The sequence below is a fragment of the Aurantiacibacter odishensis genome (genome assembly GCF_003605195.1).
In the GTDB taxonomy this organism is placed as follows: domain Bacteria; phylum Pseudomonadota; class Alphaproteobacteria; order Sphingomonadales; family Sphingomonadaceae; genus Alteraurantiacibacter; species Alteraurantiacibacter odishensis.
In genome coordinates this window covers 371,253-384,063 of record NZ_QYOS01000025.1, presented here as the reverse complement: position 1 = coordinate 384,063, position 12,811 = coordinate 371,253, and the positions used below count along the sequence as shown (strand labels likewise).

The following is a 12,811-nucleotide window of genomic DNA, read 5'->3' as shown; positions in this document are numbered from 1 at the left end:
GTGATGGGAGAGATCCCAGCTTTCGCTGGGATGACGAGGGTGAGATTGGACAATCGAAGGCGCCCCCCTACTGCGCCGTCCACCCACCGTCGATTTCGTAATTCGCGCCGGTAATATTCTGCGCCACATCGCGGCACAGGAAGACAGCCAGCGCGCCCACGTCTTCGGGCTGGGCGAACTTTTTCGACGGTTGGCGTTCCAGCAGCACGTCGTTGATTACCTGCTCGCGCGTCATGCCGCGGCTTTTCATCGTGTCGGGAATCTGGCTTTCCACCAGCGGCGTCCAGACATAGCCGGGGCTGATGCAGTTGGCGGTGATGTTCTGCTCGGCCAGTTCCAGCGCGATGGTCTTGGTGAGGCCGGCAATGCCGTGCTTCGCCGAGACGTAGGCGGCCTTGTAGGGGCTGGCCGTGGTCGAGTGCGCGCTGGCGGTGTTGATGATGCGCCCCCAGCCCGCCTGCTTCATATGCGGCACGGCGAGGCGGCAGGTGTGGAAGGCGGCGGACAGGTTCAGAGCGATGATCTTGTTCCACTTGTCGACCGGGAAGTCCTCCACCGGGGCGACGTGCTGCATCCCTGCGTTGTTGACGAGAATGTCAATCCCTCCGGCATCGCCCATCATCGTCTCGATCGCGGCAACGTCCGTCAGGTCCGCGCCCGAGTGCATCGCGTCCAGCTCTTCGCACAGTTTCGCGATCTCGGACTCCTCGCCAAAGCCGTTCAGCACGATCTCGGCCCCCTCGGCCCGCAACGCACGGGCGATGGCGAGGCCGATGCCCGAGGTCGAACCGGTGACGAGGGCACGCTTTCCTTCGAGGAACATTGAAGTCTCCAGATGATTTGAATTGCGGCTAGGGTGGTAGCCGGATGGCGGCTATGGTCCAGCCAAAATTATGAAAATCGGGGAGTAACCGAAGCATGAGACTCAATCCCTTCGACACCGGCAAGATCAAGGTCGGCACCACCGGCGGTGGCGGCATGGGCAAGGCCGGAGGGCTTGGCTGCGGCACCATCATCATCGCCGCCATCGGCTATTTCGCTTTCGGGCTGGACCCGATGCAGACCGCCGCGACTGTCGAGGGGATGCAGCAGGGCCAGCAGCAGCAATCCGCGCCGCAAGGAGAGGACGAGCAGGCGATCTGCACGTCCAACCAGTATGCGCAGGAAAGCTGTGCCGCCCTCACCTCGCTGAACGAGACATGGCAGCAGCGGTTCGAGGAAGCCGGCTTCGGCAACGAGTTCCGCCAGCCGACGCTGCGGTTCGCCACGGCGCAGCAGTTCCGCACCGGATGCGGCACCGGCTCTGTCGGCATGGGGCCGTTCTACTGCCCGGCGGACGAAACGATGTACATCGACGTCGCCTTCTACGACCAGCTCGCGCAAATGGCGGGCGACGGCGGCGATTTCGCGCGGCTCTATGTCGTGGCGCACGAATATGCCCACCACGTGCAGACCGTCACCGGCATTTCCAACCAGATCCGCAGCGCACAGGCGCAGAACCCACGCGCGCAGAACCAGCTATCGGTGATGATGGAGCTTCATGCGGACTGTTACGCGGGCGTATGGGCAGGACGGAACCGTAACCTGATCGAGCGCGGCGATTTCGAGGAAGGCATGAACGCTGCCGCCGCAATCGGCGACGATACGCTGACGCAGGGGCGCGTCGGCCCGGAAAGCTTCACTCACGGCACCAGCCAGCAGCGCATGGAAGCCCTGCGCCTCGGCATGGAAAGCGCCGATGACAACCGCTGCGATGCAGCTTATTTGCGAGCGTGATATGAACCGGGTCGCAACTCTCCTCGCCCTGCCCCTCCTCGCTTTCGCCACGCCGGCGATGGGGCAGGAGGACGTGACGGACCGCAATCCCGATGCGCTGGATGTCGCCATGACGCCGCTGTCGGACCTGAACCTGGCGCGCGATCCGATCCCGCCGATCCTGCTGTGGGCGCGCGAAAACGCCTATGCGAACGAGGGACTGGACGACTGCGACAACATCCGCAGCGGCATTGCCGATCTCGATGCGGTGCTGGGCGACGATTTCGATACGCGGGACGAGGAAGGCAACCGCCTGACCGTGACCGGCGTGGCGCAGCGCGCGGTGGGCATGTTCATCCCCTTCCGCGGCATCATCCGCGAGATCTCAGGCGCGAACGAGCACGAGTACAAGTTCCGCCAGGCGATAGCCGCCGGGCTGATGCGCCGCGCCTACCTGAAGGGCCTGGGCGAAGCGCGCGACTGCCCCTACCCGGCACGCCCGATGCCGCCCGAAATGCTGGCGGCCATGCAGGATGGCGAATCCACCGTGCCCGCAGAGCCGGACTGGCAGATTACGACAGTGGGCGACGACGGGACGCAGTTCGTCTCGCGTCCCGTCGTACAGCAGGTCGACTAGATCAGGCGCGAACGACGCGCTGATCGTCGCACTCTTCTTCCGACGCGGGAGCGGGCGCGAATGCAGGCGCAAAGACAGGCTCCGGCACTTGCACGCGCACAGGCGCGGAGACCTGGATGGGCGACACCATCCGCCCCTGCCAGCGCATCGCCACGGCCGATGCACGCGATACCGGTGCCGCAACGCGTGCCTGGGCCTTGGCCCGCACGCGGGCAGCGGTCACGCCCTCACGCTGCATTTCCTCGACGGCTTCCTCCAGGCTGCGAATGATTTCCTCGCGCAGGTCCGCAGGCATCTCGTCGTTCCGGCGCATCTCGCGGATCGCCTCCCGAAGTCCGGTCACAGCGCCCTGCAATCCGGCGCGCGCGCTTTCGTGGATCATGCGCTCGCAGATCACGATGGCGCGGCGTCCGTCGGAAAGCTCGCGCTCCACGATGCCGCTTTCGTCCACCCCGTCGCAGTCCATTTCGACCTGGGGAGCGCGGGCGGCGATTTCGCGGGCGCGTTCGCCCATTTCCTGCGCCCGTTCGGCCTCGGCCATGGCGCGTTCGACGATCACTTCGATCTCGGCCTCGCGGCCTTCCATCTCGCGCTCGATACGCGCCATGTGCGCTTCGAGCTCGGCTTCGGACATCGGCTGGCCGCTGCGCGTGATGCGATGGCGGATGACGCGGCGTTCCCCGTTGTCCTCGTCGACGTGGACATAGACGTGCTCGTCCGGGTCCACGCTTTCGATGGAGGGCGCCTCGGGCGCCTGCGGAGGCAGCGGCGCATCGGGCGCCAGCGGCGCTTCGGGCGGCTGCGGCGCGGCAGGCGGCTCGGGCGGCAAGGGCGCGTCGCTGGCGGCGTAGCTGATCGAGGCTGTCAGCGGCAGGGCAAGCGCGGTGGTGGTGATCGCGGCGATACCAAGGCGGCGACGGCCGGATGAAACTTCGGACATGGTGAGGCTCCTCAAACGGTGAATGATGGACTTCTCTCCAAGCACCGGACAAGCCATGGGAGCAGCCAGGGCCAGATGGTGGTCTCCGGTCGCGAAACCGGCGATCACCTGCGCGTAGGCTGCTTTCTCTCCCTGCGCCCGGCCAGCGACCACGCGCGCATCGCACGCCGCCTCCTGATCCCTGCGCATTGCTCGCCAGCCCCACCAGGCGAGCGGATTGAACCAGTGCAAGGCCAACAGCGGCTGCGCCGCGATGTTGGCAACGAGGTCGTAGCCGCGATGGTGCGCAAGTTCGTGCGCAATGGCCATATCGCGTGCTGTAATGTCGTAATGCGCCATGAATTCAGGCGGCAGGGCCACCACCTTGTCGGCAATGCCGAAAGCAACGGGTCCGGTGACGGCGGGCGTTTCCACCAGCCGCACCTTGCCCGCCTCGCCCACGGGGCGCGCGTCTTCCAGAAGGCTCTGCCGCATCTGGAAGTATTCGCGCACGCGCCAGCCAAGGAACACCAGCGCGCCACCGATCCATAGCGGCAGCAGCAGGTCCGACACGGCCAGGCCGACCACCGGAGCCGCGGCGGCGTGCGTGGCGGCGGCAGTCTCGACAGGGTCGGAGATAATGACCATCAATGGCTCGGCAGCCGTTGCCGCCACCGCCTCTGGCTCTGCCGGAGCCATCCACGCCGGCAGCACGATGGGCGGCATGACGAAGCGCAGGAACGGCAGCGCCCACAGCGCATAGGCCACCTGCGGCCCGCACCAGCGCGACACCGGACGGCGCAGCAGCAGGACAAGGGCAATCAGCAGCCCTGTGTAAATGAAGGTGTCGACCATCCAGTCAGAGAAGCCGGTCATTTCTTCATCTCCCTCAGGAGGCGTTCGATTTCCGCGATGTCATCCTCGCTCAGCGCCTCGGCTTGCGCCAAATGCGCGAACAGCGGCGCGGCGCGCCCGCCGAACAGGCGTTCTACCAGCCGCTTGCTTTCCGTGCCGACATAGGCGGAGCGGGCAATGAGCGGAGTGTACAGATAGCGGCGGCCATCGGGCTGCGTCGCCAGAGCGCCCTTCTGCACGAGGCGCGAAAGCAGGGTCTTCACCGTGGGGATGGACCAGCCGCGTTCCTTGCAGACGCTTTCGCACACTTCGGCGGCGGTCTGCGGGCTGCGCTTCCACAGCGCCTCCATCACCGCGTGCTCGGCATCGCTGATGCGCTCGGCACCCGTTTCCGCGTGGTCGTTGTCGGTCCTTGTCGTCACATCGTCCTCCCCGAACGATTACGTTTGTAGGCAGTACGATTACGCCTGTAATCTGAATGCCCTCTGAATGCAAGTTTCCCCTGGAACTTTCTCGCCACTTGCCTGCGTCCACGAAGGCTGGCAGGCACGCCACCTCTGGCGCAGGAAGGGGAACAACCGCGTGAAAGACCGGAACGACTATTCCGTGCGGCGCCTGTCCGACTGCCACAAGATCGCCGATTTCCGCGAGCTTGCGCGGAGACGCCTGCCCTTCCCCGTGTTCAACTATATCGACGGCGCCGCCGACGACGAGGCCACGCGCGAGCGCAACACCGCCGCCTTTGCCGACGTGGACCTCGTGCCCGACGTGCTGGTGGGCGCGGACAGGCTGGACCTTTCCACGACGATCATGGGCCGCGAAACCGCGCTGCCGCTGATGCTCAGCCCCACGGCATTGCAACGCATCTTCCACTGGCAGGGCGAACGCGCCGTCGCCGCAGTGGCGGAGCGTTACGGCCTGTGGTTCGGCATCTCCAGCCTTTCCACCGTAAGCATCGAGGAAGTTGGCGAGCGGTGGAGCGGCCCCAAGATGCTGCAATACTACTATCACAAGGATCGCGGCCTGAATGCCGCTCTGGTGGAGCGAGCGAAGGCGGCAAAGTTCGATGCCATCACGCTGACTGTGGACACCATCGTTTCCGGCAACCGCGAACGCTGCAAGCGCACCGGCTTCACCACCCCGCCCCGCTTCACGCCCGCCAACGTGCTGAGCTACGCCGCGCACCCGAAGTGGGCATTGAACTTCCTCTTTCGCGAGAAGTTCGACCTGCCCAACCTTTCCACCCACGTGGACGCGGGCAGCGGAAAGGCGATTTCCATTCAGGACTATTTCGATTCCATGCTCGATCCCGGCCTCAACTGGCAGGCGGCGGAGCAGTTGCGCGACGACTGGGGCGGCCCGTTCTGCCTCAAGGGCATCATGTCCGTGGGCGATGCGCGGCGCGCGGCGGACATGGGCGTGGATGCGATCATGATATCGAACCACGGCGGGCGACAACTCGACGGCGGGCGCGCCCCGCTCGACCAGTTGGCCGAGATCGTCGATGCCGTGGGGGACCGGGTTGAAGTGATCCTCGACGGCGGCGTGACGCGCGGCAGCCACGTGGTGAAGGCACTGTCCATGGGCGCGAAGGCGGCGAGCGGCGGGCGGCTCTATCTCTATGCGCTGGCGGCAGCGGGGGAGGACGGCGTGGAGCGTGCCGTCAGTATCCTCTCGCAGGAAATCGCCCGCACAATGAAGCTGATGGGCAAGGCCAGCCCCGCAGAATTATCGCGCGACAACATTCGCCTGCGCTGAACGGAACGTCCACCATCCCCGCCTGTTGGATGGGCATGAACGAACAAAGCAAGCGCCAGACCGTCCTCACCAGCCCCCAGCTCCGCCTGATCGGCAGCGTCGACGAGGCGATGTATGCCGAATTCCGCGACCAGCTGGCCAATGCCCCGACCGAAGGCCCGCTGGTGGTGGCGATCACCACGCTGGGCGGGAATCCCGAAGTCGCCCGCACCATGGCCGACGACATTCGCCTCCTGCGCGAACCGGGACGGGAGATCTACTTCCTCGGCAAGTCCGCCGTCTATTCCGCCGGGGCCACCTTCATGGCGGGCTTCCCTGTCAGCCACCGCTTCATGACGAAGGATTCCAGCCTGCTGATCCACGAGCGGCAGATCGCCAAGACGATCAACCTGTCCGGCCCGCTGAAAAGCTGCATCGACCAGCTGAAGGGTGCCCTCAACGAGATCGAGCATTCCATCGAGATCGAGGAAGCGGGCTTTCGCGATATCGTGGAAGGCAGCAATGTCTCGTTCGAGGACGTGCGCGACCGGGCGCCGGAGAACTGGTACATCGGCTGCGAGAAAGCGAAGGAGCTGGGCCTGATCGCCGAAGTGATCTGACCCAGCTCTTCCCCTGCGCGATTAGGCTGCGGCCTCGTCGCCGTTACGGCCCACGGCGGACCAGTCCACGTTGCGGGTGGCGTACATCACGCCCGCGAGCGCCGCGAACAGCAGCAGCGAACCGATGACGAGCGAGTAGGTCTCCTCGTTCAGCAGCACGTAGAGCACGGCGTAAAGACCCGCCAGCATCGCGCCGATGAACCCGGCTCGCTTCCAGGTGCCGAGAACGGCGGCGCTGTAGGCCGTCAGCAGTCCGATAATCGCTGCCGCCGCCAGGAGATAGGCAAGGCCGAAGCCGATCACCTCGGCAAAAGCGAGCAGCATCACGAAGAACAGGATCAGGCCCGCGCCATTCAGCAGATATTCCGCCGAGGCGACCCGCGCGCCGCCCACGATGTCGAACATCAGCAGCGCCGCGAAGGTGAAGCCGATGAACAGGAAGCCGTATTTCACCGCCCGGTCCACCTGGCTGTAGAGATCGACCGGCTCAATGAGGCCGATGGTGGCAGGCTGCGTGGCCTCGCCTTCAGCCGCCGGTTGGTCGTTAACGGACAGCAGGCTTTGCCCCAGCGCGAGGTTGGTGATGCCGGGATAGACGGCCGTGAAGCCGCCCTCGCCGGTTTCGGTCTGCGAGGGTTCGGGCAGGTAGCCGCCGCTGAAGCTGGGGTGCGGCCACGGCGAGGTGATGCGCCACTGCGTTTCTCCTCCGCGCGGGACCAGCGAGAGCGAACGCGTGCCGCGCAGGCCATAGCTCCAGCGAACGTCGAGCGGTTGCTCGCCAGTCCAGCCCGTTACGGCTGCGGAGAAGCCCGATCCGCCGGTTGCCAGAGGACCATTGCCGGGGCTGAGTTCCAGCACGTTACCGTCGGCGGAAACGCTCGCTCCGTCGGAGAGGCCGCGGGTATCGGAAATGCCGAAGCGCAGTTCGGCCTCGTCGAACCTGAGGTCCGCCCGACCTAAGTCGAGGCGCTCGAGCTCGCTCGTCAGGGCATAACGCGCCGTGCCCTCCAGCGCGCCGGAATAGACCACGCTTTCGTAAATGGCGTAGCCCTTGCGGTCGGGATCGAGCGTTGTCGCGATGTCCTGCTGCTGCGGGGAGACGAACAGTTCGCGCTGCACCTGCCGCCGCCGCTGCGTCGTGACGCCATCGACCGTCTCGGCTTCCAGAACCTCGTCCGTGAACGGGATGACCAGCACCGGGCCGGTGATCGTCTGCGCCCCGCCCCAGCCGCGGGTGATCTGCTCCTGCGCGCGCTGGGATTCCTCCTGCCGGTCGTAGACCAGCGCATAGACCATCAGCAGCGGCACGATCAGCACGGCTGCGACCAGCCCCGCCAGTATCAGTTTCACGCCGGGTGTTCGTTCTCGTCTCATCGCGCTCTCTCCTTCGATAGTTGCGATGAACCGTGCAATGAGAGCGACGAACTGAATGCCGAGTGAACTCCCGCGCCCCGTCATCATCCGTTCATTGCCGTGCCAAGAACGGCGGTGCAGGATGGCGCACATGCTGAAACGATTCGTCCTGCCGCTCTCCCTGCTCGCCACTCCACTTGCCGCTCAGGAGACCGCCGAGGCGCCGCCGGAAACCGATTACGAAACGACCGACATCGTGTTGCAGACCACCATGGGCGACATCGTGATCGCGCTGGAAATGGAGCGCGCGCCGATCACGGCGGCCAATTTCCTGCGCTACGTGGAGGAGGATCGCTTCGACGGCACCGTGTTCTACCGCGCCATGCCGCTCGACTGGGGCGAGCAACCCAACGGCCTGATCCAGGGCGGCACCCAGTGGGATCCGGAACGCGTGCTGCCCGGCATCGAACACGAACCGACCAGCGAAACCGGCCTCACCCATTCGCGCGGCGCGCTGTCGATGGCCATGGGCGAACCCGGCACGGCGAACGGCGATTTCTCGATCATGCTGGGCGACCAGAGCGGGCTGGATGCCGACCCCGCGTCGGACGATCCCGCGCGGCAGGCGGGCTATGCCGTGTTCGGCTATGTCACCGACGGCATGGACGTGGTCGAGGCGATCCATGCCCTGCCGACAGACCCGGACAAGGGCGAAGGCTGGATGAAAGGCCAGATGCTGACCGAGCCTGTCGAGATCGACGAGGCGCGAGTGGTGGAGCCTGCCGGAACAGCAGAGGCCGACTAAGCCCGCCTACTCTTCCCGTGCGCCGGGATTTTCCGCCAGCCTGCTCATCAGGATCGCGGCGCGCTGCGCCTGCCGGATGAAACTGCGCAGGTCCACGCTTTCCCCCTCGGCATGACTGCCCGCACCATCCGGCCCCATCCCGGCTAGGCCATCGGCGTAAGGCGCGACGAAGCTGATGTCGGCCGCACCGCGCCGGGCGGGCGGGAAGACGCCCATCGGCTCCAGCCCTAGGTCGGCATTGATGGCGTTCAGCGCTTCGAACAGCGCCGTGTTGCCCTCGCTGGGCGCCATTGGCGGATAGCGGAAAGCGAATTCGATCTGCGCATCCGTGCCCGGCAGGTTGGCATCGACGATGGCCTGCATCGCCGCCACCGCCCGGTCGGTCTGCTCCTGCGTCAGCGTGCGCAGGTCGCCGCGCGCCACGGCGCTGTCGGGGATGATGTTGGTCTTGCCCACGGCAGTCGCGGAGAGGTTGTCCGCGCCCATTTCGGCAGGCGTGCCGCCCGCCATGAAGCCCACGTTGTAGGTGAGGTTCTCCTCCGGCAGTTGCACTCGGAAGGCATCGAGGATGCGCGCCATCTCGTAGATCGCGCCGTATCCCGCGCCTTCGCTGAACACGCCAGAGGAATGGCCGGTGCGCCCGCTCGTCGTCAGCGTCCAGCTGTTGGAGGATCGCCGGGCAACCACGCCCATGTCGCGCCCTTCGACCACCGACAGCCCCTCGAACCCCAGCGCCACGTCGGCCCACTGGCCCGCTTCGATCAGGTGCTGGCGCGATTGTTCGATGGGATCGCCGGCGTCCTCCTCGTCCCCCGTGAGCGCGACCACGATGTTCGCGCCGTCGAGCGTGCCTGCGGCTTCCATCGCGCGCAGGGCGGCGAGGATCACGACGATCCCGCCCTTGTCGTCCACCACGCCGGGGCCGGTTGCCCTGTCGCCATCGCGCTCGAAGTGCTGAAACGGGGACGACGGCTCGAACACCGTGTCGATATGGCCGATCATCAGGATGCGCGGGGCGTCGTTATCGCCTTCGCGGCGCGCGAAGAGGTGCCCTGCCCGGTCCACGTGCGACTGGTCGATCCATTCGACGTCGAAGCCCAGCGCCTCGAACTCGGGCACAAGCATCTGCCCCACCGCGCGCACACCCTCGTGGTTATGCGTGCCGGAATTGACGTTGGTGATGCGTTCGAGGAGCGTCACGTCCTCCTCGAAATGCGCCTCCACCGTGCGGACCATGGTCTCTTCGGCGGGAGAAAGCTGGGCGGCGGCGGGGGTGGCCGTGGACAGCAGGGCAAGCGAAGCGAGAGCGGTGCGCATGGACGTGTTCTCGCGCCTGCGCGACGCAAATGTCAATCGCCACGCCATGCAGCAAGGTCGACGGCCATCTTCGCGGGCCGCATCCCGCGCCCGGTCAGCAAGCGTTTGAAATCCGCCGCGTTGTCGAAGTGCTGCAACTGGCGGTGGTAGTAATTCACGTACTCCAGCAGGGCCAGTATGCCGGAGCCACCCGCTGCCCAGCGATCGGTGCCGGTTACACCCGGCAGGCCGAACAGCAGGTCCGCGAGGACGAGTGCGACTGACAGTAGCGACAAGACAAGGGAGGGCCATTGCGCCTTGTCGGCCAGCCGCAACGCAGCATCGAGAGCCCGCTCCGAACCTTCCAGCGCGCGCAGCTTGCCGCGCCAGTAGAGGCCGCCGACCAGCAGCAGGCCCGCCGTCGGAAACAGCGCCAGCCACGTAAGCCAGCCAGCGCCCTCGCCATAGATGTGGCACATGGCCACCACGAAAGCGGGGATCAGCGCCGCGTTGGCGACTTCGAGCTTCCAGTATCCATCGAGGCGCTTCCTGACCGGAGACTTCGATGGAGGCTTTCCCGTCACTGGAAGCGCGGCCTCAGTAAACGCGCTTCTTCGGCTCGATGTAGGTCGCGTCGTCGGTCAGCGTGTATTCGTGGACCGGGCGGTAGTCGATCCGCACCTCGCCGCCGCTGCCGCCCCAGCCTTCGAACCAGGCCGCGGTGTGCTTCATCCAGTTGGCATCGTCGCGCTCCGGGAAGTCCTCGTGCGCGTGGGCGCCGCGGCTTTCCTTGCGGTTTTCGGCGCTGGACATGGTAACGACGGCCTGCGCCATCAGGTTGTCCAGTTCCAGCGTCTCGATCAGGTCGGAGTTCCAGATCAGCGAACGGTCGTGAACCTTGATGTCCTGCATCCGCTTGTTGGTCTCGGCCAGCGACTTGACGCCCGCTGCCATCAGCTCGCTGTCACGGAACACGGCGGCATGCTTCTGCATCGTCTTCTGCATGTCCGCGCGCACCGCAGCCGTCGGCGAATCGCCGTTGGCATGGCGGAAATGGTCGAGGCGGGTCAGCGCGAAATCAGCGCTGTCCGGCGCCAGTTCGTCGTGGCTCTGGCCCGGCGTGATCAGTTCCTTCAGGCGGAAGCCCGTCGCGCGGCCGAACACCACGAGATCGATCAGCGAGTTGGAACCGAGGCGGTTCGCCCCGTGCACCGAAACGCAGGCGGCCTCGCCCACGGCGAACAGGCCGGGCACCACGGTATCGGGGTTGCCGTCCGCACCGATGGTGACGACTTCGCCGTGATAGTTACACGGAATGCCGCCCATGTTGTAGTGCACCGTCGGGGTGACGGGCAGCGGCTGGCGCGTCAGGTCGACGCCGGCAAAAATCTTGCCGCTCTCGGTGATGCCCGGCAGACGCTCTGCAAGCACCTTGGGATCGATGTGATCGAGGTGCAGGTAGATGTGATCCTTGTCCGGACCCACGCCGCGCCCTTCGCGCATTTCCAGCGCCATCGAGCGGGAGACGACGTCGCGGCTGGCGAGGTCCTTGGCCGACGGGGCATAGCGTTCCATGAACCGCTCGCCTTCGGAATTGGTGAGATAGCCACCCTCGCCACGAGCGCCTTCGGTGATCAGCACGCCCGCGCCGTAGATGCCGGTGGGGTGGAACTGCACGAATTCCATATCCTGCAAAGGCAGGCCAGCGCGCAGCACCATGCCGCCGCCATCACCCGTGCAGGTGTGGGCGGAGGTTGCGGTGTAATAGCAGCGGCCATAGCCGCCCGTCGCCAGCACCACGCCGTGGCTGCGGAAGCGGTGTATGGAGCCATCGTCCAGGCACATGGCGATCACGCCGACGCAGGCGCCGTCCTTCATGATGAGGTCGATGGCGAAGTATTCGATGTAGAAATCGGCGCTGTACTTCAGGCTCTGCTGGTAGAGCGCGTGCAGCATGGCGTGGCCGGTACGGTCCGCCGCGGCGCAGGTGCGCTGCACCGGCGGGCCTTCGCCCATGTTCTGCATGTGCCCGCCGAAGGGGCGCTGGTAGATCGTGCCGTCCTCGTTGCGGCTGAAGGGCACACCGGCGTGCTCCAGTTCATACACCGCCTGCGGGGCTTCGCGCGCCAGGTATTCGATGGCGTCCTGGTCGCCCAGCCAGTCGGCACCTTTCACGGTGTCGTACATGTGCCACTGCCAGTGGTCGGGCGTGTTGTTGCCCAACGAGGCGGCAATGCCGCCCTGCGCCGCCACGGTGTGCGAACGGGTCGGGAAGACCTTGGAGATGTTGGCGGTTTTGAGGCCCGCTTCTGCCGCGCCCATCGTGGCGCGCAGGCCCGAACCGCCCGCGCCGACGACGACCACGTCATAGGTGTGGTCGATGATCGGGTAGGCTTTGCCGTTGATTTCGAAAGTGGCCTTGTGTGCCATGTCAGGCGGCTCCTGCGGAGAATGCGAGGCGAGCGATGCAGAACAGGCCGAAAGCGGCGCCTGCAAAGGTCGCGATGTTCAAAAGGAGGATGGCGGCAAACTTGGTGCCGGCTTCGTGCAGGTAATCCTCAATCAGCACCTGCAGGCCCAGCTTGGCATGCCAGAAGGTGGAGATCACCAGCAGCGCCACCATGAAGGCGGGCAGCGGGGAGGACAGCCAGCCCGAAACGCTGGCGTAGGAATAGTCGCCCAGCAGCGCCAGCGACAGGCCGAGAAACAGCACCGTCACGAGGTTGCCGACGGCGGTGAAGCGCTGCACCAGCCAGTGGTGCGGGCCCTGGTGGGCGGCGCCGAGGCCGCGCACGCGGCCGATGGAAGTTCCGTTACCCATGGTTTCTATCCCT

At 65.9% G+C, this 12,811-nt stretch carries 13 protein-coding genes; 5 read left to right on the top strand and 8 right to left on the bottom strand.

Annotation, left to right across the window (positions count from 1 at the left end; all coding sequences use genetic code 11):
- Positions 1-67 precede the first annotated feature (67 nt).
- On the bottom strand, positions 68-823 hold the full coding sequence (locus tag D4Q51_RS13760) for a 3-hydroxybutyrate dehydrogenase (protein WP_120078401.1): 756 nt from the start codon (positions 821-823) through the stop codon (positions 68-70).
- A 95-nt stretch (positions 824-918) separates the two neighbouring features.
- Between D4Q51_RS13760 and ypfJ the strand changes: the two genes are divergently transcribed.
- Together ypfJ and D4Q51_RS13750 are read left to right on the top strand one after the other, a co-directional pair.
- Complete coding sequence (gene ypfJ, locus D4Q51_RS13755) at positions 919-1,776, top strand: KPN_02809 family neutral zinc metallopeptidase (protein WP_120078400.1); 858 nt, start codon at positions 919-921, stop codon at positions 1,774-1,776.
- Between the two features lies 1 nt (position 1,777).
- Complete coding sequence (locus tag D4Q51_RS13750) at positions 1,778-2,392, top strand: hypothetical protein (RefSeq protein WP_205689502.1); 615 nt, start codon at positions 1,778-1,780, stop codon at positions 2,390-2,392.
- A 1-nt stretch (position 2,393) separates the two neighbouring features.
- On the opposite strand, the gene D4Q51_RS13745 is transcribed toward D4Q51_RS13750, so the two are convergent.
- Both D4Q51_RS13745 and D4Q51_RS13740 read right to left on the bottom strand, forming a co-directional pair.
- Positions 2,394-4,187: a M56 family metallopeptidase gene (locus D4Q51_RS13745; RefSeq protein ID WP_120078399.1), complete on the bottom strand. Its 1,794-nt coding sequence runs from the start codon at positions 4,185-4,187 to the stop codon at positions 2,394-2,396.
- Positions 4,184-4,588, bottom strand: coding sequence for a BlaI/MecI/CopY family transcriptional regulator (locus D4Q51_RS13740; protein WP_120078398.1), 405 nt, complete (start codon positions 4,586-4,588; stop codon positions 4,184-4,186). Before D4Q51_RS13740 ends, D4Q51_RS13745 begins: the two co-directional genes overlap by 4 nt.
- 160 nt (positions 4,589-4,748) lie before the next feature.
- Between D4Q51_RS13740 and D4Q51_RS13735 the strand changes: the two genes are divergently transcribed.
- Positions 4,749-5,924 carry an alpha-hydroxy acid oxidase gene (locus D4Q51_RS13735; protein WP_240624750.1) on the top strand — a complete coding sequence of 392 codons (1,176 nt, stop codon included), beginning with the start codon at positions 4,749-4,751 and terminating at the stop codon, positions 5,922-5,924.
- Positions 5,925-5,959: 35 nt separating this feature from the next.
- The gene (locus D4Q51_RS13730) at positions 5,960-6,523 is read left to right on the top strand and encodes an ATP-dependent Clp protease proteolytic subunit (protein ID WP_120078769.1); all 564 of its coding nucleotides are present in this window, start codon (positions 5,960-5,962) and stop codon (positions 6,521-6,523) included.
- Positions 6,524-6,544: 21 nt separating this feature from the next.
- Here the strand turns inward: D4Q51_RS13730 and creD are convergent, their stop codons facing one another.
- Entirely contained in the window at positions 6,545-7,897 is a 1,353-nt protein-coding gene (creD, locus tag D4Q51_RS13725; protein ID WP_120078768.1) for a cell envelope integrity protein CreD, read from the bottom strand.
- 130 nt (positions 7,898-8,027) lie between these two features.
- Between creD and D4Q51_RS13720 the strand changes: the two genes are divergently transcribed.
- Entirely contained in the window at positions 8,028-8,681 is a 654-nt protein-coding gene (locus tag D4Q51_RS13720) for a peptidylprolyl isomerase (RefSeq protein ID WP_120078396.1), read from the top strand.
- A 6-nt stretch (positions 8,682-8,687) separates the two neighbouring features.
- Here the strand turns inward: D4Q51_RS13720 and D4Q51_RS13715 are convergent, their stop codons facing one another.
- From D4Q51_RS13715 to sdhD, 4 genes are read right to left on the bottom strand one after another with little or no spacing between them, the layout of a single operon-like run.
- Positions 8,688-9,998, bottom strand: a complete 1,311-nt coding sequence (locus D4Q51_RS13715) for a M20/M25/M40 family metallo-hydrolase (RefSeq protein ID WP_120078395.1) — start codon at positions 9,996-9,998, stop codon at positions 8,688-8,690.
- 32 nt (positions 9,999-10,030) lie between these two features.
- Entirely contained in the window at positions 10,031-10,561 is a 531-nt protein-coding gene (locus tag D4Q51_RS13710; protein WP_120078394.1) for a hypothetical protein, read from the bottom strand.
- Between the two features lie 13 nt (positions 10,562-10,574).
- Positions 10,575-12,407: a succinate dehydrogenase flavoprotein subunit gene (sdhA, locus tag D4Q51_RS13705; protein WP_205689501.1), complete on the bottom strand. Its 1,833-nt coding sequence runs from the start codon at positions 12,405-12,407 to the stop codon at positions 10,575-10,577.
- A gap of 1 nt (position 12,408) precedes the next feature.
- Positions 12,409-12,798: a succinate dehydrogenase, hydrophobic membrane anchor protein gene (sdhD, locus tag D4Q51_RS13700; RefSeq protein WP_120078393.1), complete on the bottom strand. Its 390-nt coding sequence runs from the start codon at positions 12,796-12,798 to the stop codon at positions 12,409-12,411.
- Positions 12,799-12,811: the final 13 nt, after the last annotated feature.

What these genes read in the sequence shown, in the direction of transcription:
- D4Q51_RS13760 (WP_120078401.1), bottom strand. Translation starts at nt 823, where the DNA reads ATGTTCCTCGAAGGAAAGCGTGCCCTCGTCACCGGTTCGACCTCGGGC.
- ypfJ (WP_120078400.1), top strand. Translation starts at nt 919, where the DNA reads ATGAGACTCAATCCCTTCGACACCGGCAAGATCAAGGTCGGCACCACC.
- D4Q51_RS13750 (WP_205689502.1), top strand. Translation starts at nt 1,778, where the DNA reads ATGAACCGGGTCGCAACTCTCCTCGCCCTGCCCCTCCTCGCTTTCGCC.
- D4Q51_RS13745 (WP_120078399.1), bottom strand. Translation starts at nt 4,187, where the DNA reads ATGACCGGCTTCTCTGACTGGATGGTCGACACCTTCATTTACACAGGG.
- D4Q51_RS13730 (WP_120078769.1), top strand. Translation starts at nt 5,960, where the DNA reads ATGAACGAACAAAGCAAGCGCCAGACCGTCCTCACCAGCCCCCAGCTC.
- creD (WP_120078768.1), bottom strand. Translation starts at nt 7,897, where the DNA reads ATGAGACGAGAACGAACACCCGGCGTGAAACTGATACTGGCGGGGCTG.
- D4Q51_RS13720 (WP_120078396.1), top strand. Translation starts at nt 8,028, where the DNA reads ATGCTGAAACGATTCGTCCTGCCGCTCTCCCTGCTCGCCACTCCACTT.
- D4Q51_RS13715 (WP_120078395.1), bottom strand. Translation starts at nt 9,998, where the DNA reads ATGCGCACCGCTCTCGCTTCGCTTGCCCTGCTGTCCACGGCCACCCCC.
- sdhA (WP_205689501.1), bottom strand. Translation starts at nt 12,407, where the DNA reads ATGGCACACAAGGCCACTTTCGAAATCAACGGCAAAGCCTACCCGATC.
- sdhD (WP_120078393.1), bottom strand. Translation starts at nt 12,798, where the DNA reads ATGGGTAACGGAACTTCCATCGGCCGCGTGCGCGGCCTCGGCGCCGCC.